The organism is Saccharomonospora amisosensis (genome assembly GCF_011761185.1).
GTDB lineage: Bacteria > Actinomycetota > Actinomycetes > Mycobacteriales > Pseudonocardiaceae > Saccharomonospora_A > Saccharomonospora_A amisosensis.
This window is the reverse complement of the sequence record NZ_JAAOYM010000001.1, coordinates 3,462,522-3,480,004: the sequence shown is the minus strand read 5'-3', so window position 1 is coordinate 3,480,004 and position 17,483 is coordinate 3,462,522. Positions and strand designations below refer to the sequence as shown.

15 protein-coding genes are annotated in these 17,483 nt (G+C 67.5%); 6 read left to right on the top strand and 9 right to left on the bottom strand.

Going from position 1 to position 17,483, the window contains the following annotated elements; all coding sequences use genetic code 11:
* Positions 1-105: 105 nt before the first annotated feature.
* The gene (locus FHU38_RS16900; RefSeq protein WP_167172582.1) at positions 106-318 is read right to left on the bottom strand and encodes a hypothetical protein; all 213 of its coding nucleotides are present in this window, start codon (positions 316-318) and stop codon (positions 106-108) included.
* 132 nt (positions 319-450) lie between these two features.
* Here FHU38_RS16900 and FHU38_RS16895 point away from each other — a divergent pair, with 132 nt between their 5' ends.
* Positions 451-633, top strand: coding sequence for a MerR family DNA-binding transcriptional regulator (locus FHU38_RS16895; RefSeq protein ID WP_167172580.1), 183 nt, complete (start codon positions 451-453; stop codon positions 631-633).
* Positions 634-1,287: 654 nt separating this feature from the next.
* Here FHU38_RS16895 and FHU38_RS16890 read toward each other — a convergent pair.
* The 3 genes from FHU38_RS16890 to FHU38_RS16880 all read right to left on the bottom strand — a co-directional run bounded on the left by FHU38_RS16890 (position 1,288) and on the right by FHU38_RS16880 (position 3,757).
* Positions 1,288-1,521, bottom strand: coding sequence for a hypothetical protein (locus FHU38_RS16890; RefSeq protein WP_167172578.1), 234 nt, complete (start codon positions 1,519-1,521; stop codon positions 1,288-1,290).
* Positions 1,522-1,901: 380 nt separating this feature from the next.
* Entirely contained in the window at positions 1,902-2,582 is a 681-nt protein-coding gene (locus FHU38_RS16885) for a response regulator transcription factor (RefSeq protein ID WP_208415714.1), read from the bottom strand.
* The gene (locus FHU38_RS16880) at positions 2,579-3,757 is read right to left on the bottom strand and encodes a sensor histidine kinase (RefSeq protein ID WP_167172576.1); all 1,179 of its coding nucleotides are present in this window, start codon (positions 3,755-3,757) and stop codon (positions 2,579-2,581) included. Before FHU38_RS16880 ends, FHU38_RS16885 begins: the two co-directional genes overlap by 4 nt.
* Before the next feature lie 132 nt (positions 3,758-3,889).
* On the opposite strand from FHU38_RS16880, the gene FHU38_RS16875 reads away from it, so the two are divergent.
* Complete coding sequence (locus tag FHU38_RS16875) at positions 3,890-5,416, top strand: DUF1349 domain-containing protein (RefSeq protein WP_313886808.1); 1,527 nt, start codon at positions 3,890-3,892, stop codon at positions 5,414-5,416.
* Between the two features lie 402 nt (positions 5,417-5,818).
* Positions 5,819-6,979, top strand: coding sequence for a cytochrome P450 (locus tag FHU38_RS16870; protein WP_167172571.1), 1,161 nt, complete (start codon positions 5,819-5,821; stop codon positions 6,977-6,979).
* 372 nt (positions 6,980-7,351) lie between these two features.
* Here the strand turns inward: FHU38_RS16870 and FHU38_RS16865 are convergent, their stop codons facing one another.
* The gene (locus tag FHU38_RS16865; protein WP_167172569.1) at positions 7,352-7,726 is read right to left on the bottom strand and encodes a VOC family protein; all 375 of its coding nucleotides are present in this window, start codon (positions 7,724-7,726) and stop codon (positions 7,352-7,354) included.
* A 170-nt stretch (positions 7,727-7,896) separates the two neighbouring features.
* On the opposite strand from FHU38_RS16865, the gene FHU38_RS16860 reads away from it, so the two are divergent.
* The 3 genes from FHU38_RS16860 (at position 7,897) to FHU38_RS16850 (ending at position 11,554) form a co-directional block, all read left to right on the top strand.
* Positions 7,897-8,328: an ester cyclase gene (locus FHU38_RS16860; protein WP_167172567.1), complete on the top strand. Its 432-nt coding sequence runs from the start codon at positions 7,897-7,899 to the stop codon at positions 8,326-8,328.
* Between the two features lie 126 nt (positions 8,329-8,454).
* Positions 8,455-10,989 (top strand): excinuclease ABC subunit UvrA, encoded by a 2,535-nt coding sequence (uvrA, locus tag FHU38_RS16855; protein ID WP_313886807.1) that lies wholly within the window; start codon positions 8,455-8,457, stop codon positions 10,987-10,989.
* Positions 10,973-11,554, top strand: coding sequence for a DUF5655 domain-containing protein (locus FHU38_RS16850; protein WP_167172565.1), 582 nt, complete (start codon positions 10,973-10,975; stop codon positions 11,552-11,554). The genes uvrA and FHU38_RS16850 overlap by 17 nt, the downstream gene beginning before the upstream one ends.
* Here FHU38_RS16850 and FHU38_RS16845 read toward each other — a convergent pair.
* The 4 genes from FHU38_RS16845 to FHU38_RS16830 form a co-directional block, all read right to left on the bottom strand.
* Entirely contained in the window at positions 11,514-12,329 is an 816-nt protein-coding gene (locus FHU38_RS16845; protein ID WP_167172563.1) for an AraC family transcriptional regulator, read from the bottom strand. The two genes, FHU38_RS16850 and FHU38_RS16845, sit on opposite strands and share 41 nt — an antisense overlap.
* Positions 12,326-13,597: an ABC1 kinase family protein gene (locus tag FHU38_RS16840; protein ID WP_167172561.1), complete on the bottom strand. Its 1,272-nt coding sequence runs from the start codon at positions 13,595-13,597 to the stop codon at positions 12,326-12,328. The genes FHU38_RS16845 and FHU38_RS16840 overlap by 4 nt, the downstream gene beginning before the upstream one ends.
* 20 nt (positions 13,598-13,617) lie before the next feature.
* On the bottom strand, positions 13,618-15,735 hold the full coding sequence (locus FHU38_RS16835; RefSeq protein ID WP_167172559.1) for an SRPBCC domain-containing protein: 2,118 nt from the start codon (positions 15,733-15,735) through the stop codon (positions 13,618-13,620).
* 201 nt (positions 15,736-15,936) lie between these two features.
* On the bottom strand, positions 15,937-17,265 hold the full coding sequence (locus FHU38_RS16830) for a cytochrome P450 (RefSeq protein WP_167172557.1): 1,329 nt from the start codon (positions 17,263-17,265) through the stop codon (positions 15,937-15,939).
* Between the last annotated feature and the right edge of the window lie 218 nt (positions 17,266-17,483).

Below are 17,483 nucleotides of genomic sequence, written 5' to 3'. Positions count from 1 at the left end.
AGCCGCAGTAGGCGCCGAGGGTCGCGTTCACCGCGACGATCACGGCCGCCACGGTCGCGACGGCGAGCAGCGCGACGAGCCACCGGTCGCCGCGTGGTAGCCGGTTCACGACTCGACCTCGACCACGGCCGCGTCGAGCTGGTCGGCGCGCTGCCGTAGCTCGTCGACGAGCGGCGCCAGGTGGTCGGCCAGCGCACGCAACCCTTCGGCGGGTAGTTCGCCGCCGTCCTGGTGCTGCATGAGTTCGACGGTGGCCGCGGCGAGGGCGCGGTTGGTCTTGGCCAGGCGCGCGAGTAGTTCCCGATCCTTGCCGATCATGGTGTCTCCCCGGTGGTGGTCACGCACACCGTAACGGATGCATTGGCTGCATGCGACAGGATCGGCTGCTTACGGCTGGATAGGCTGTTTACCAGCGGGAATGCTGCATCCGTGGCACGCGAGGAACGTCCCGTGGGATCGGGTGATGCCGCGCGCCTGCTCGGCGTGCACCGCACGACGCTGTTGCGGTGGTGGCAGGACGGGAAGGTCACGCCGCTCTACACGACACCGGGTGGCCAGGCGCGGTGGCTGATGTCGGATCTACGGCGGCAGCTCGGCGGCCACTGGGCGCGGCAGCGCGATGAGCAGCCGTGAGCCTCGCGCCCGCGCGCGCGTAGGCCGCACCCACCCTTGGCTGGCGATTTCGTGGCGTCACGAACTCGCGCCCGCGCGCGCGTAGGCCGCACACCGTCTGTATTGGATAGTTGCGGAACGTCAGGCGACTGTGGCCGATCGGCCACAGTCGCCTTGCTCTCGGTGACACCTATCTTACGGAGTGTTTCCCTGCGTAGGCCGTTGTGGCTGGCTGCGGGCACACTGATGGGCTCCCCCCTTGGTCCCTGTCGGGACAAACCCACACCATTCATATCCCGCCCAGCACTACCGCCCGCGTGTCGCTGGGACGCGCGGGGTGCCGGATGTGTCGCCCGTGTCCGTGGCCTGCGGTCGGGTGCCCTGTCCTCGCCAGGGTGGCTTACGAGGAGGCCCGTCTTACCGCCTGCGTGTACCGCCGTCGCGGCCGCGCTGGTGGCGTTGCTGTCCCCGTGGACGGTGCCGAGTAAACGGGGGTGTCGGTGCGGTTGCGCCGACAGCACCAGCCACCCCGGTAAGGGGGTGGGTGATGCTGCGGGGACACCCGCTAGGTGCGTGTCACCGCCTGCAGCAGCGCGACGAGCTCGTCGCGGTCGACGGGGGTGTCGTCGGCGAGTTCGGTGAGCATCGCGTGGATGGGTTGCTCGGGGGTGGCGCTCATCGCTGTTCACCTCCGGCCGTGTGCTCGTCGACGGCCGCGAGCAGCGCCGCGCAGCGTTCCCGCAGCATCGCGGCCACCTCGGGGTGCGTGGCAGGCGCGAACCGGATCGCGGTCAGCAACTCGAGGTGCGTCCTGGTTTCGCGGCGCGCGATGCAGCGCCACCGGTAAGCGAGAAGGGTGGTGAGGGTGGCCAGTGCGACACACCCGGCCACGACGATACGGTTACCCACGGGTCGGAAACCACCTTCCGATCAAGGCCCCGGATCCGGTGTGGCAGTCACCGACCGGGGCCGTCCTCTATGGACTCCCCGGAGGTCTCTCAAGTGAAAGGGATTAGGTGGTTCGTGCTTAGTGTGTACCTGCGTTTATGCAGGTCAGCACACCGTTAACGCCGTTACCACTCATAATCCCTTGGCCGCGGGTTCGAGCCCCGCCCGGCCCACTCGACCGTAGCATCGGTAGCCCTCCGGTTCGTTTGACCTGTGGCTTCGCCTCCTGGGGGTTACCGATGGAGCCTTGTCAGTTGTGGCATTGCGCGAACTCTGTCGTGCTTTGTCATCGGCCGTGTCCAGCGTCGGCCGTCTTGGGTGGGACCGCTTGACCGCTTCGGTCAGCTGTCACTGTGGTCGGCCGGATCGGCGATGCGGTAACCGACGCCGTGCGAGGTGGTGATGATCGCGGGTTTGCCCAGTTTGCGGCGCAGCCTGCCGATAGTGACGGTGACGGTGTTGGTGAACGGGTTGGTGTTCTCGTCCCAGACCTGTTCGAGCAGGTTCTCAGTGCTGAGGTAGTCCGGGCTGGCCTGTAGGAGGGCTTCCAGGAGTGCGAATTCCTTGACCGAGAGGTCGAGCTGCCGGCCGTCGCGGGTGGCGGTGCGGCGTGCGGGGTCGAGTTCGATGCCTGCCCCGCGCAAGGTGCGGGCGCGGGCGGTTGGGCGTCGGCGCGCTAGCGCACGTACTCGCAGGATGAGTTCGGGAAAGTGGAAGGGCTTGGCGAGGTAGTCGTCGGCTCCGAGGGTGAGGCCGCTGACCCGGTCTCCGGGGGAACCCGCCGCGGTCAGCATGAGGACCATCGCGCGGTCCTCTCGCTCGGTGATCATCTGGCAAAGGGTGTCCCCGTGGATTCCGGGCAGGTCGCGGTCGAGCACGATCACGTCGTAGGGGTTGAGGTCGAGTTTGGCGACGGCGGCCACGCCGTCGTGGGCGATGTCGACGGCCATGCCCTGGTCCCGGAGGCCCTCGGCCAGGACATCGGCCAGTGAGCGTGCGTCTTCGACCACTAGGATCCTCATGCCGGAACTCGTTCCGCGGTCCGTGGCAACGAGATGACGACGCGCAGCCCGCCTGCCGGTCGTGCGTGCAGTTGCAGGCGGCCGATGTGGGCGTCGGTGATGGCCGCGACGATCGACAGGCCAAGTCCGGAGCCGCGCTCCGAGCCGGTCCGGTCGGCGACGAGTCGCTGGAACGGTTGGGTGAGGCGGTCGACGTGCTCTTGGTCGAGAACCGCACCGCTCGTCTCCACGACGAGTGCCACGGTGCCGTGCCCGTCTTCCGTTGCGACCCGGATCCAGCCACCGTTCTGGTTGTGCACGATCGCGTTGTCGATGACGTTGTCCACCATGCTTGCCAGCAGTGTGGGGCTGCCGTGGATCGAGGCGGTGTCCCGCAGGTCGCCGTCGTCGAGGGTCAGGTTCTTCTCCGCGATGTTGGTGGCGCGTGCTGTCAGGGCCGCGGACGCCAGATGACGCAGTGAGACCGGAGTTTCGTCGTCGAGCACGTCGTGCTGCGCACGGGCGAGGACGAGAAGGCCCTCCAGGAGGCGGTCGACCCGGTCGAGTTCGGTGCGGAACCGGTTGGCCAGTGTGATCGTCTGGGCTGAGGCTCGGGGTTTCGCCACGGCCACGTCCAACGACGCCCGCATGGTCGCCAGCGGGGTGCGCAGCTCGTGCGAGGCGTTGGCCACGAACCGGCGTTGGGCGGCGAAGGATGCCTCCAGTCGCTCCAGCAGGTCGTCAACGGTGTCCGCGAGGTCCTTGACCTCATCGGCCGGGCCCGGCACTGCCAGCCGCTCGTGCAGGTTCTCGGCGGAGATCTGCCGCGTGGCCGCGGTGATGGTCCGCAGCGGGCGCAGCACCCGGCCGGCGACGATCCTGCCCAGCACCACCGAGACCACGACCATCACGGCGAGCGCGATCAACGAGCCGGCCAGCAGCTGACGCGACCGCGCCGCCTCCAGTTCTGACAGCTGGGCCCGCAGTCCGTGGATGAGCTCCTGCGCGGCGGCAAGGCTGGTCTGCTCGGCGGGCAGAGACCGCACCGGCGCGGTCACGGCCACTCGCTCCCCGGCCAGCAGGTTGGTCAGCACCAGCAGAACGATCCCGGACACGAGGAACAGGCCGGCGTAAAGGAGGGTGAACCGCAGTCGTACTGTCCGCGCTTGTCGCGTCAGACGCCGTAGCTTGTCCATGTCCTCTCCCCGGTATGCGGCCTCCAGGATGCCGTACGGGACCTAACAGCGGCATGACAGCGGTGGTTCGGACGGTGTTAGGGCCCGGTCCGTAGAACCGGACGCGTGCAATCAATCAACCAACCTTTCACCGTGGCGGCGCGCCAGGAGTGGCTTACCTTCCGCAGTCGGGGCCGGATCGTCGCGCTAGCTGTCGCGGCGGTGGTCGTCATCCTGTTCGGACTGCTCTTCGCGTTCAGCAACCGCTCCACCTGCAGCCAAGGGACCGTCGAGGTCGCCTGTCCCACCGACCCGGTGGGACCGCGGGGCGAAGCGGTGAGCGACACGTTCTACTTCGGGCACCGGCCACTCGCCGGCGACGGCAGCATCACCGTCCGGATGACCTCGATGACGGGCATCATCACCTACCCGCCGCCGAACCACGACGAGATCGTGCCCGGTCTCGTGCCGTGGGCGAAAGCGGGCATCATGATCAAGGACGGTGTCACGCAGGGCTCCTCCTACGCGGCGCTCATGGTCACCGGCGGCAACGGTGTGCGGATGCAGTCCGACTACGTCCACGACACGGCCGGCCTCCCCGGCGGCGTGTCGCCACAGGCACCGCGCTGGCTACGGCTGACCCGCTCCGGCGACACCGTCACCGGCTACGAGTCGGCCGACGGTGCCCACTGGACGCAGGTTGGCACGGCTCATCTCGCCGGGCTTTCCGAGACGGTCCAGGTAGGACTGTTCGCCGCGTCTCCGGGAGACCTTACGCTCAGGCCCGCCGGCCTTGGGGCGAGCGCCTCGGAGGTGCGCTTCACGCAGGCCACCGCCACCTTCGACAACGTCACCCTTAGCGGCGTGGCCGACGCCGCATGGCGCGGCGAGCCGGTGGGCGACATGGGCCACACCGAGTGGGAGCGCGAGCATCGGGCGCCCGGACTCGTCACGTCGAACGGCACGTTCACCGTCACCGGGTCCGGCGATATCGGGCCGATCGGTACCGTCGCCGGCTACGACGTCGAGGACACCCTGATCGGCCTGGCCATCGGCCTGACCATCGTGATCATCGTGGTGGCCCGGTTCATGACCCGAGGGCACCGACCCAGTACGACCGGCGCTCTACCGCTCAGCACCCGGGCTGTGGCAGTGAAATCCGCCGTCATCGGTGTCGTGACATTCTTGACCGGGCTCGCCGTCGCGGGCGTGGCATTACCGGTCGGCGTGGCGATCCTGCGCGCCAACGGCGGCAATGTCCGTCCGGTGTCCACGCTCACGGAACTGCGGGTCATCGTCGGCGTAGCCGGGCTAGTCGCCGTCGCCGCCCTCTTCACGCTCGCCCTCGGCGCACTGTTCCGACGTGCCTGGGTGGTGAGCCTCGTCGCGATCGCCGCGATCGTCGTCCCCTACATCATGGCCGCGCTTCCGCTCCTGCCCGGCACCGTGGCCGACTGGCTGCTGCGCCTGACTCCAGCCGCGGGCTTCGCCGTCCAGCAGACCAGCGAGAAGTTCCCACAGGTAGTCGCCCACTACGCGCCATCGGCAGGCTATTTCCCGCTGCCCGGGTGGGCCGGGCTCGCCGTTCTCTGCGGCTACACCGCAGCCCTGCTCGGTCTCGTCGTCCTCCGGCTACGTCGCTCACCCGTCGCGTCATCGCCGAAACCGAACTGGAGGTGACAACCACCGCTGTGTTCAGCAGCCGACCGCCGGCCTTGGTTCCGGGTTGATCTGGCGCCACCGGGCGACGGACTCGGGGCGCATGACTGGATTGTGAACGGCTGAACCTGCCATCGAGAGGTGCTGGCAGGGAAGCAATCCAGGAGAAGGACCTCGACTCGGCTCTCCGTAACCTTTTGTCGAGACGTGCTCGCGAATATTTGTCCCCTTGCCTCCGCAGTTTGCGTGCACCGTGGACGAAATTCATTGATGAGCGACACGGCTGTCCCAGTCGCCTGCCCAGGGAGCACTATGACCAGCCAAGCCCCCGTAGAATTCAATCCGTTCAACGAGGAAATGACTACGGATCCGCATTCCTTCTACCGGCGGATGCGCAGTGAGTGTCCGATCTTCGAAAGTTCCATGTCCTCGGACATGTGGATGGTCAGCGACGAATCCGCGAAGGTCTTCGTGGTGACCACCTATCAGGATCTCGCGTACGTCCTCGAACACCCTGATCTCTTTCCGTCGGGGAACAAGACCGGCCCCGAGGATCCGCCCGAAGTCCAGGAGGAACTGGCCGCAGGAATTCCAAAGGCGAAGACACTCTACGAGTCGGACCAGCCGGGGCACACCCGGTTGCGGGCACTGATTCAGTCGGCCTGGACGCCAGGGCGGATCAAGCGGTGGGAGCCGCGCATCCGGCAGCAGGCCGACGCGGTCATCGACACCCTCATCGAGCGGGGCTCGGCGGAGTTCTTCAACGACTACGCCGAGCCGCTGATGAACAGCGCGATCCTCGACTTCATGGGCGTCCCGGCCGAGGACCACGAAAAGATCAAGTACTGGGACAAGCTCTGGGTCAAGGTGTTCATACCGGGGCACCCGCTGGAAGACCAGCGCGCCGCTGCGAAGGAGATCGTCGAGTACCAGCGCTACCTGGAGGCGCTGTTCGAGGACCGGCGCGCGAACCCGCGGGACGACCTGGCTTCGGAGCTGGTGCACGCGCGGACCGAGGACGGCTCCCAGCTGACCATGAGCGAGTTGGTCTGGGGCCTGATGGAGCTCTACGGCGCGGGCTTCGGCAACACCACTGAGGGGCTGGCGAACATCCTGTACCTGCTGCTGAGCGACCGGAAGCTGTGGGAGCGGCTGGTGGATGACCGCACCCAGGTCGAAAACGCGGTGGAGGAGGGGTTGCGAATGGACGGCCCGGTGCAGTGGCTGTCGAGGGAAGCCGCCGAGGACGTCGAACTGAGCGGCGTGTTGATCCCGAAGGGCTCGACGGTGATCGTCTCCTATGTCGCGGCGAACCGGGACCCGGCGGACTTCCCCAACCCGGACACCTTCGACGTCGATCGCCGCGGGGTCAGCTCCACCGGGGCCAAGCACGTGGCCCACGGGCGGGGAATCCACTACTGCGTCGGCGCCGGCTGGTCTCGGACCGCGATCCGGATCGGTCTCGAGGCACTACTGGACCGGATGCCCAATCTCGCGCTGCGGGAGGGCTACGAACCCGACTACCACCTTCCCGCGCCGATGATCCGCTGCGTCCAGTCCGTTCCGGTCACCTGGACCCGCTGACCGCGAGAGTGACCCCGTTCATTGCGAATCTCGCAATGAACGGGGTCATTGCGGTGACCTCAGCAAGTTGGGTGCCTGGTCTGTTGGTGGAAGGGGATCCGGTGGGTGATGGGCGTGGAGTCCTTGGTAGAACGTCGCCAAAGTGATCTTCGTCCGAATGCCCTACCTATCGCCTGTCGTGTCATGCTCGACGTGCCTCGTGCTCTCGCCCATTACCTCAGCCTGCTGTTGAACGCGACGGTGTGATGTACCTGGTCCTGCGCGGCAAACTCTGCTCCAGTGATCGGTTTGGGCGAGCACACCGCCAGTGTCAAGGGGCGTGGGCTGATGGTGAGGTGCAAGCCGCTGAGATCACCTCACTCACCGCCGGGTTCAGGAGGGCTGAAGGAGGGAGAACTGGTTCTTGTCTTCGTCGGTGAACACGGCGGTCCAGCCGAACGGCATCCGCATCGGAGGCTGGGTGAAGGGCACCCCACGACCGCTCAGTTGCTCGTAGGTCGACTGAATGTCTTCGGTAAGGAACTGCAAGCCGGTGAACTCGCGCATCAGGTCTTCCTGGTACACAGGGTTGTCCTGCGGGAAGAGCACGATGGACGTCGCGGAGCCGGGAACGGCGACCTCCAGCCAGCGAATCGGTCCGAAACTCTCGTCACGGCGAACCTCCAGACCGACCTTACTGGTGTAGAACTCGCGCGCCTTGTCCTGGTCAGTGACGAAGATAGTCACACTGCCGAGCTCGTTGAGCACGATTCCCTCCCGTGGTCGAACAATTATTCATGCCGGTAGCAGCCTAGAATGTCCTACCAGAACAGACCTTCTCTCAAATTGCGGAGCGCATCATTCAAAGCAATATCGAAGAAGTCCGGAACCAGGCCTTTCGAGTAGCCTGCACCTGAACCCAAGAAAGGTGTGCGTGGATGTCGCCTGAGGAGACCAAGAAGTTCTTCCGGGACTTCGTGGATGCGATGAATGCCGGCAACCAGGAACGGATACTCGCCGTGTGGTCACCCGACATGGTGCACTACGGACGTTTCGGCACCTACGGGCGCGATGAGGTGGCCGAGCTGATGGGCGGGTTCCGCAGGGCATTTCCCGACCTCCATTTCCACATCGAGCAGTTGGCCGTGGACGGCGAGGACCTCTTCGCCAGAATGACGGCGACCTGCACCCACCGGGAAGATTTCCAGGGAATCCCGGCGACCGGGCGGAAGGTCAAGGTTCAGGTCATGGGACAGGTGCGGATCGTCGATGGGAAGATCGTCGAGCACCGCAACATCATGGACGAACTACACTTCCTGAATCAGCTCGGAGCGGTGCCGGACAAGCTGCTCACGGCTATTCTGGCGTAGGACCTGTTGAATTGAACTAGGGTGCGTGGACGAGCTGATCCGTGGCGCGTTACCGGCCGGAGGTCGCGCGCTCAATCGAATGCCGGGTAGGACTGTACGCAGCTCGCAGGAGGGCGAACCGACGCGGTGGAAACCGAGACAGCTGGCTGCCACCCCGACTCACCCGCTGCCGGCCGGCCACTGCCGGACTGGCTGATCGTCCGTGGGGCGCGCGAGCACAACCTGGCCGAACTCGTAGTACGGCTACCGCACCGCAGCCTGGTGGTGTTCACCGGACTGTCCGGTTCCGGCAAGTCAACACTGGCCTTCGACACCATCTACGCCGAATGCCGCCGGCGGCAGCTCCACTCGATGTCCGCCTTCACCCGGCAACTGCTCGGCGAGCTGGACAAGCCCGATCTGGACGCGATCGAGGGCCTCTGCTCGGCCGTGGCGCTGGACCAGCGCGGCGCCGGAAGCAACCCGCGCTCGACCGTGGGCACCGCCACCGACATCTACGACCTGCTCAGGGTTCTCTATGCCAGGGTGGGCTACGCCGCTCCCGGCGCGCCGGTGCCGGAACTGAGCCCTCGCGCGTTCTCCTTCAACCTGCCGCACGGTGCCTGCCCTGACTGCCAGGGGCTGGGCACCTGTCGGGAGGTGGCCCGCGACCTGCTCGTCCCTCGGCCTGAGCTGTCCCTGGCCCAGGGCGCGCTGGCCCCGTGGCGCGGGCCGTCCGCCGAGCCGCAGCACGCGCTGGCCATGGCGATGGCCCGCCACCTCGGCGCCGACGTGGACGTGCCATGGCAGGCACTGCCCAGGCAGGTACAGCACACGCTGCTGGAGGGCACCAGCGAGCCGGTGGCCCCGTTGAGTGGCGCGACCACCGGGCCCCGTAGGCGTGACCAGGTATTCCACGGGCTCGTCCCCTGGTTGCGCCGGCAGGCCGATGGCGGCCGGGATCGAGCTGGGGGCTACCTCCGCACCGTGCGGTGCCCGGCGTGCGCCGGTAGCAGACTGAACGCGGCACAGCGGTCGGTGCGTCTCGTCCCCGACCGACCGGACACCGCGATCGGTGAGCTGTGCACGCGCCCGGTCGCCGAGCTGCTGGACTTTCTCAGCGGCCTCGAACTGGAAGCCGACCGCAGGGCAGTGGCCGAGCAGGTGATGCGGGATGTGTCGATCCGGCTGGAACACCTGATCGAGGTTGGTCTCGACCACCTGACCCTGGACCGCGGCACCCCGTCGCTTTCCGGAGGGGAGGCCCGGCGGCTGCGGCTGGCCCAGCAACTCGGCACCGGGCTGTTCGGCCTGCTGTACGTACTGGACGAGCCGACCAGCGGGTTGCACCCCGCCGATGTCGACCGGCTGCTGGGAAGCCTGCGCACCCTGCGCGACCAGGGGAACAGCGTGCTGGTCGTGGAGCACGACCAGCAGGTGGTGCGCGCGGCCGACTGGGTGGTCGACCTCGGCCCCGGTGCGGGTGAGGCGGGCGGCAGGCTGCTGCACAGCGGCCCGCTGCCGGAGCTGCTCGGCAACGAGGAGTCACTCACGGGCGGGCACCTTTCCGGGCGGCTGCGGGTCCCGCCGCGGCCGTATCGCAGGAGCCCGGAGCCGGACAGGGTGCTGACCGTGTGCGGGGCATCCGAGCACAACCTGCGCGACCTGGACCTGGAGTTTCCACTCGGCTGCTTCACCGTGGTCACCGGCGTTTCCGGCTCAGGTAAATCCACACTGGTCGATACGGTGCTGTACCGAGCGGTGGCCAGGGCCGTGCAGGACGAGCCGGTGGTCCCCGGTGAGCACCGGCGGGTGGACGGCACCGAACTGGTGAGCCGAGTGGTGCGCGTCGACCAGTCGGCCATCGGCCGCACTCCACGGTCCAATCCGGCCACCTACACCGGGGCCTTCGACCCGATCCGCACCCTGTTCGCGCGCACCGAGCTGGCGCGGGAACTTGGCTTGCGGCCAGGCCATTTTTCCTTCAACACCGCGGGCGGGCGCTGCGAGACCTGCGCGGGTGATGGTGTGGTCGGCATCGACATGCGGTTCCTGCCGGACATCGAGGTCGTGTGCGACGCCTGCGACGGCACCAGGTACCAGGCAGCCACCCTGCGGGTCACCTACCGCGACCTCACCATCGCCGATGTGCTGGACCTGCCGGTACACGCCGCGCTCGACGTGTTCGGCGACACCGCGGCGGTGGCCCGCCCGCTGCGCGCGCTGACTGAGGTAGGGCTCGGCTACCTGCGGCTGGGCCAGCCCGCGCGGTCGCTTTCGGGTGGTGAGGCGCAGCGAGTGAAGCTGGCTGCCGAACTGTCCGGCAAGGTGAACGGCCATACGCTGTACGTGCTGGACGAGCCCACCACCGGGCTGCACCCTGAGGACGTGCGCAGGCTGCTTGGTGTGCTGCACGGGCTGGTGGACAAGGGCGACACCGTAGTGGTGGTCGAGCACGACGTGGTCGTCACGGCGAGCGCGGATCGGGTGATCGAGTTGGGCCACGGCGGCGGCAGCAGCGGCGGGCGGTTGGTCGCAACCGGGACTCCCGAGGAGATCGTTGCCACACCGGGCAGCGTGACCGCGCGATATCTGCGGGATGCGTGTGTACGGGTACCACCGTTCAGTAACTTCACGGACACCGATTGCGGAGGGTATAACACGTATGACTCAAAGCGATGACAGGAAAGTGGTCGGCTGGGAATCGATGATGGAGAAGGCCGCCGAGCGCCTGCGCGAACGCACCGGCGCCGACCTCACCGAGTGGAACGAGCGAGTCCGCGAAGCCAACCCGGCGAGCGAGCCCGGGCTGCGTTCCTGGCTGGCCGAGCAGGGTGTCGGCGGCTATTCCCAGGACCTGCTGGTCTACGAGCGATACGGCTACCCGGAGTTCATGCTCACCAAGCCGCAGGAGCTGATCGACGAGCAGTACACCGACCGCCCCGAGTTGCGGCCGATCTGCGATGCGGTGCTGGACGCCGCGCTGTCCGTCGGTGACGTCACCGTGCAGGCCCGCAAGACCTACATCTCCCTGGTGTCGCCGAAGCGGACCTTCGCCATCGTCAAGGCCAGCACGAAGAGCAGGGTGGACGTCGGGCTGAACCTGCCGGACGCCAGGCCGGGCGGCAGGCTGCTGGCCGCCAAGAGCCTGCCGAAAGGCACCGTGCGAATCGCGCTGAGCTCGGTGGATGAGGTCGACGGCGAGGTCACCGACCTGTTGTGTCGCTGCTACGAGGCGAACTCGTAGCGGACGGTTCGCTCAGCGCCGAGCGCCTCGCCCACATGGCCGCGAAGTACCACGGAGCCCAGGATCCGGACAGCTCCACGTAGTACTTCCTGCGGTACTCCGATGGAGAGAGCCCGACCAGCTTGCGGAAACGGTCGCTGAACGTGCCGGGGCTCCGGTAGCCGACCCGGTGGCCGATCTGCGCGACGGCGATCCGGCTGTACCGCAGCAGGCACTGCGCCCGTTCCATCCGGGCGCGCTTGAGGTACTGCCCCGGGGTCTCGCCGTAGGTCCTCTTGAACAGCCGGATGAACTGGAACGGGGACAGCCCGGCGTCGCTGGCGATCATGGCGATCCGGATGTCCCGGTGGAAGTCCCGATCGATCAGCTCCCGCCCGAAGCGCACCACAGCCAGCGCGTACCCGCCGTCCAGTGGCCGCGTGACGCGCTGCCGCGTACCGGTCTCGCTCAGCACGAAAGCGTTGCCGTCCACGTCGGTGAAGGTGGTCATCACCCCGCCGCGGTGGCGAGTGGGCGGCTCAGCGAACTGGACGCCGCTCGCCCGCAGCGACTCGTAGGTGGCCACGATGTCGGCGCAGGAGTACACCGCGCCCGGCCAGCTGTCCGCACGTTCCCCCGTGAGAAGGACGATGCTGGTCGAGCCGCCCGCGGGCTCCAGTTCGGCCCGGCCGCCCTCGACCGAGACCACCTCGAAACCGAGCACCCTGGTGTAGAAGTCCAGCGCGCTGTGCTGGTCTCGCACGTACACTGCGACGCTGGCAACCCTGGAGATCATTGCCCGGTGGGAGTCCCGACGCGCTGGAAGTCCACATCAGACGAGAGCCTGCGCACTGTGCCGTCCAGCACGTTCAGCGACATCAACGGGAAGGCGAAATCCGAGGCCGCGTAGATGCCGTGCTTCTGCTGGAGGGTGAATACCGCGTCGCCGAAGACCGCCATGTCGAACCGGTTGCCAGGACCGGCGAGCTCACCGACGACCTCGGCCATCTCAGCCACGAACCGGCCCCGGTCGGCCCGGTCGGGATCCACCGCACTCTCCAGCACGATCTCGCCGCAGCGCCGGCCGTTGCCGGCCTGCAGTGCGAAGAAGAACTCGCCGATCAGGTCCCGTACCCGCGGTGGAAGCTGCACGCAATAGCCGGCGTCCAGGATGACCACCCGCTCGTCCGGCGTCAGGTACAGGTTCCCTGGGTGCAGGTCGCAGTGTACGAACCCATCGACGAACATCATCCGGCTGGCCGCCTGCAACGCGCGCCCAGCCAGTTTGGCCCGGGTTTCCGCCGGAAGGGTCTCCGGGGTGTTCGCGTTCAACTCGGGAAGGTACTCGAAAAGCAAGCAGTTCTCCGTGGACAGTTCCGGATAAACCGCGGGAACGTGGATCTGCGGCACGACCGAGAGGCTGTCCCGAAGCTTGCGGATGTTGCGGGCCTCCCGGCCGAAGTCCAGCTGCCCGAGGATCGCCCTGCTCATGTAGCCGACCAGATCCGCGAGCGGCATGCCACGCAGTTTCGGCATCCGCTGCGCCAGCCGCACCATGCCCTCTACCAGAGTGAGATCGGCGCGCATCCGGTCGTCGACGCTCGGCCGCTTCAGCTTCACCGCCACCACCCGGCCGTCCGCCAGCCTGCCCCGGTACACGCAGGCGATACTGCCGCTCGCCACCGGTTTCGCGTCAACCTGGGTCAGCTCGGCGATGTTGGCCGTGCGCAGCGCCCGCCGGCGCTGACGCTTGGACATCGGCCGCACCGCGTCGTGCAGGTTGCTCAGCTCCTCGCACAGCAGCGGGGGCATGGTGTCCTTGCGAGTGCTGGCCAGTTGCCCGAACTTCACGAAGGTCGGGCCGAGCAGCTGCAGGATCCACACCAGCAGGCGTGACCCGAGCCGCCGTGCTCGTTTCGGGCCGCCGGTGAGCAGTCCGAACAGCAGTACCGGTACCGCGCACAGCACGCCGAGCAGCGCGACACCGGAGATGGCGAGGAATCGGAGGATGAGCCGCCACCCGGCGACCGAGCGCGGGTGGTCCACGGTGCTGACTGCGTTCACGATGGTTCCCCTCGGGGTGGTTACTTGCGGAGCACGTACAACGCGTTCATCGGGCTCTGGACCGGCAGCTCGCCCACCGCGCCGAAACCGGCAGCCTCCGCCAGGGCAGTCAGCTCGGTGTGCGGGAGGCCGAGGGTCCCGAGCGCGGGGCCGCCGTCGGCGAGCGCGGTCGGCACGCAGTACAGGGTGCTGGTGCCGTACAGGATCGCGCCCGCGGCTCCGGTGTTGTCGCTGGCCGCATCGGCGGACGCGCTCTCCAGGACCAGCACCACGCCGTCCGGGGCCAGCGCCGAGTGCACCGCCGCCAGCAGTGCCTCGGGATCGGGTGCGTCGTGCAGGACGTCGAAGAGCGTTGCCAGATCGAGCGGGCCGGACACGGAACCGGTGGCGTCGGCGTCGTGGAAGTGCACCCGCTCGCCGACCCCGGCCTCCTCCGCCGCCGCCCGCGCCCGTTCCACGTTCGGCGCGTGAAGGTCGTAGCCGTCGAACCGGGAGGAGGGGAAACGGCGGGCCAGCGTGATCATCGCGCGCCCGCCACCGCTGCCGACATCGACCACACGCGCACCGCGCTCGAGCTTTGTCACCAGCCCGTCGACCGCAGGCAGCCACTGCTCGACCAGCGCGCCGTCCAGCCAGGTGGCGCTCATCCGCTCCATCGCGGCGTAGATGGAATCCGGGTACCGCTCGTGCCCGATGCCCTGCCCGGTGCGGAACGCCTCGGCCACCTCGTCCAGCATCGCGGCCATCGGTGGGACGAGCTCGTATCCCGCAGCGAGTGAGAACGGCGATGTCGGGGAGGCAACCACCGCGGCGTGTTCGGCAGGCAGGGTGAACCGGTCGGTGGTCCCGTCGAAGCGTAGGTAGCCCGCGCTGTGCATACCCCATAGCCACTCCTGGACGTACCTCGGCGCGAGCCCGGCCCGCTCGGCGAGCTCGTCCGCGCCGGCCGGTCCGGCCGCCAGCGCGCCGAAAAGACCGAGCCGTACGCCGAGCACCGCGAGCATGCTCGACATGGCACCGGCGAGGTCGTCCATCGCCTTCCCGGCGAAACTCATCACCGCGCCCATGTCCACATCGGATCCCGGGGATTGCCCGTTGGTCTCCGGGGCGCCACCGCCCATCGACCAACCGTGCGGTCCGGCTGGGAGCGCCTGTTCCCGGAACAGCAGCTGCGCTCGCCCTGCGGCGTTGCGCCAGAATTCAGTCAGTAGTTTGCGCTCGCTGATCGGATCCTGGATGTCCAGGCGTTCCCAGTCGTAGTGGAAAACCTGGAGCAGGCTCGCGTTCAGCCCTGCCGGCTCGATCCACATCCGGCCGCCGAGTGACTGCGTCCAGCTGGGGCGGCGCAGCTCGAACTCGAGGTAGGGCAGGTAGGAGGGAAACTCCTGCGCGGCATCTACCGCCTTGGTGACGCGCAGCTGGATGGCCCCACTCGCGTCGCCCATCATCAGGGTCATCGTGTCGTCGACGGCCAGCGAACCGGTGGTGCGCTGGAGCCAGTACTGGACGGCGCCGGGGCTGGTCAACGCCTCCCAGGCGGGGAAAGGCATGACCGGCAGCGGGATCTGCAGGTAGGGGCCCATCCGTCGCCACGGCCACCGGGTGTTGATGCCGGTGCGCAGGTACCCGGCGAGTTGGTCAAGAATGCCGGGCCAGCCCATACCGTTCCATGATCGCCAGTCCGACGGTGGATTAGTCGCCTCCTCCACCACGGTGACCACGGTCTGCCCACCCTGCGGGGTAAGCGTCCAGGTCACCGCACTGGCCGGACCGACGCCGACCCAGCGCCACAGGTAACTCAGCGTCCCCGGCCTACCGGTGGTCGGCGGGGCGGACTTTTTGGTGAAGCAGTAGAAGAACTCGCCATCTTCGAAGTCCAATGTGGCCTCTCGGCCGCGCTCGGCCCACTGACCACGGCAGGCGGCAAGCCACTCCTTGACGTGTTCCGGACCGGTGAGCGCCGCCCATACCCGCTCAGCGGGAGCCGGGATCGGGGCCATCGTGACCAGTCGCTCCCAGCGGTCCTGGGCGACCGGGTAGGCGACTCCACCAAGCGGGGAGAATTCCTCGGACTCGGCCCTGAGATCGAATTCCGGTACCGCCGGAATTCCGGCGAAGTTCATGTCTCCGACCGGCATCTCTGCCACCCTTTCGCCGGTGATTCGGTACCAGAAATGTAGAGCTCGCGTGGGTTCCGGTACTTCTCCGGACTTGCGGTTCCGGAACGAGCGGCCAACACGTCCGCGGCCGTGTTGCTCTCCTGCACGCGAGCCTGCCGGTCAGGAACACTCGTTGGCCGCGCGGAGCCCGTTCCTCAATCGAACGAACGCGCGTGGTAGCTAGCGGCGACGGTAGCGGATTCGCAGGGGTGACTTGGGTTTGGTGACACCGAGGTCGAAGTCGGCGGGGACGTCCTCGGGCAGCGGGGTAAGCTCGTACCGGGTGATCAGGCCGGCCAGCAGAATGCCGATCTCGCTGGTGCCGAACGCCTGCCCGGGGCATCGGTAGAAACCGCCGCTGAAACCGATCAGCGCGTTCGGGTTGCGTTTGTCCTCGGCGCGCTGCGGGGAGAACCGCTCCGGGTCGTAGCGGTCAGGATCGGTGAACACTTCGGGAAGCCGGTGCGCCACCCCGGGACACAGCATGGTCAGCCAGCCGCGCGGGATTCGGTAGCCGTCGACCACGTACTCCTTCGCCGTTGTTCGCGCGTAATGACTCATCACCGGATTCAGCCGAACCGACTCCTTGGTCGCCCAGTCCAGGCGTGGCGCGGGCCGGACGCCCGCGCGCGGGCAGGCAGTGGTTCCGGCATCGAGCTCGTCCACAACGGATCGCAGGTAGTCAGGGTGCCGCAGCAGTTGCACCAGGGTCCAGCAGGCCTGCGCAGCGGTGGTGATGTACCCGGTGAAGATCGTGCACAGGGCCATGCCCACCTGGACGTCGTCGCCCTCGGCACGCAGCTCCGCGTCGTCGACCAGGGTCTGCAGGAAGTCGTCGTACCGGTCGGGATGCCTACGCCGCCGCGCCAGGACCGGACGCAGCATCTCGGTGAGCAGCCTGCGCGCCCGATCCCTGCGGTAGAACTTCGGTAAGGGTAGGTTGGGCGGCAGGATGAATTCCATCCCCCGCGCCAGGTCCACCAGAAGCGGGCGGAACTGTTCCACCTTGGCGCGAATCTCCGGCCCCATCAATGCCGCGGCTGCGATCCGCATCACCAGCGGCTCGAACGTATCCCACAGCTCGAACTCCCCGGAATCGCCGAGCCCGGCCAACCACACATCCACTTCCTCGGCCATCACCTCGGTGTAGCCGGCCAGCCTTCCACCCTGAAAGGCCGACTGCAGCAGCGCGACGTGGCGGCGCCTGCGGTCGGTGTCTGTGGCCGCCATCATCACGTCGCCGAACATCGGAACCACGAACCGGTAGAGTTCGGGCACGGACAGCGTGCGATCTACTTCCCGGAAGTAGAACTCGTGATACTTCGGGCCGACCAGCACGACACCCTTCTGCGGGCCGAGCCGGATGCCGAAAACCGGTCCGTGTCGCTGGTAGGCGCGCAGGAAGACGCCGAGGTGGTCCCTTCGCCATTCCAGAAAGCTGCCGAGCAACGGAAGCCCTCTGACCATCGGCGGGGTCCGGAGTTCACCGATTCGTGCCGCCTCGGTCACCGCGCGCTCCTTCACCTGGTACGGAAGAACTGGAAGGAGGATGGGTGGTCCAGGACGTGGACCACCCATCCTCCGTGCTGGGGCGTGTTCGAGAACGAACCCGGCTGCCTGCCGGGAGTGGATAACGCGCAGTGAAGCGGCACTCGAGTCGGAGCCCCGCCGAGCCGATCGTGACGCGCGTTCTCCGAACACGTGCTGAATGCCGAAGCAGAACCAGG

What these genes read in the sequence shown, in the direction of transcription:
- FHU38_RS16850 (WP_167172565.1), top strand. Translation starts at nt 10,973, where the DNA reads ATGACTCAAAGCGATGACAGGAAAGTGGTCGGCTGGGAATCGATGATG.
- FHU38_RS16835 (WP_167172559.1), bottom strand. Translation starts at nt 15,735, where the DNA reads ATGCCGGTCGGAGACATGAACTTCGCCGGAATTCCGGCGGTACCGGAA.
- FHU38_RS16900 (WP_167172582.1), bottom strand. Translation starts at nt 318, where the DNA reads ATGATCGGCAAGGATCGGGAACTACTCGCGCGCCTGGCCAAGACCAAC.
- FHU38_RS16860 (WP_167172567.1), top strand. Translation starts at nt 7,897, where the DNA reads ATGTCGCCTGAGGAGACCAAGAAGTTCTTCCGGGACTTCGTGGATGCG.
- FHU38_RS16845 (WP_167172563.1), bottom strand. Translation starts at nt 12,329, where the DNA reads ATGATCTCCAGGGTTGCCAGCGTCGCAGTGTACGTGCGAGACCAGCAC.
- FHU38_RS16885 (WP_208415714.1), bottom strand. Translation starts at nt 2,582, where the DNA reads ATGAGGATCCTAGTGGTCGAAGACGCACGCTCACTGGCCGATGTCCTG.
- FHU38_RS16880 (WP_167172576.1), bottom strand. Translation starts at nt 3,757, where the DNA reads ATGGACAAGCTACGGCGTCTGACGCGACAAGCGCGGACAGTACGACTG.
- FHU38_RS16870 (WP_167172571.1), top strand. Translation starts at nt 5,819, where the DNA reads ATGTCCTCGGACATGTGGATGGTCAGCGACGAATCCGCGAAGGTCTTC.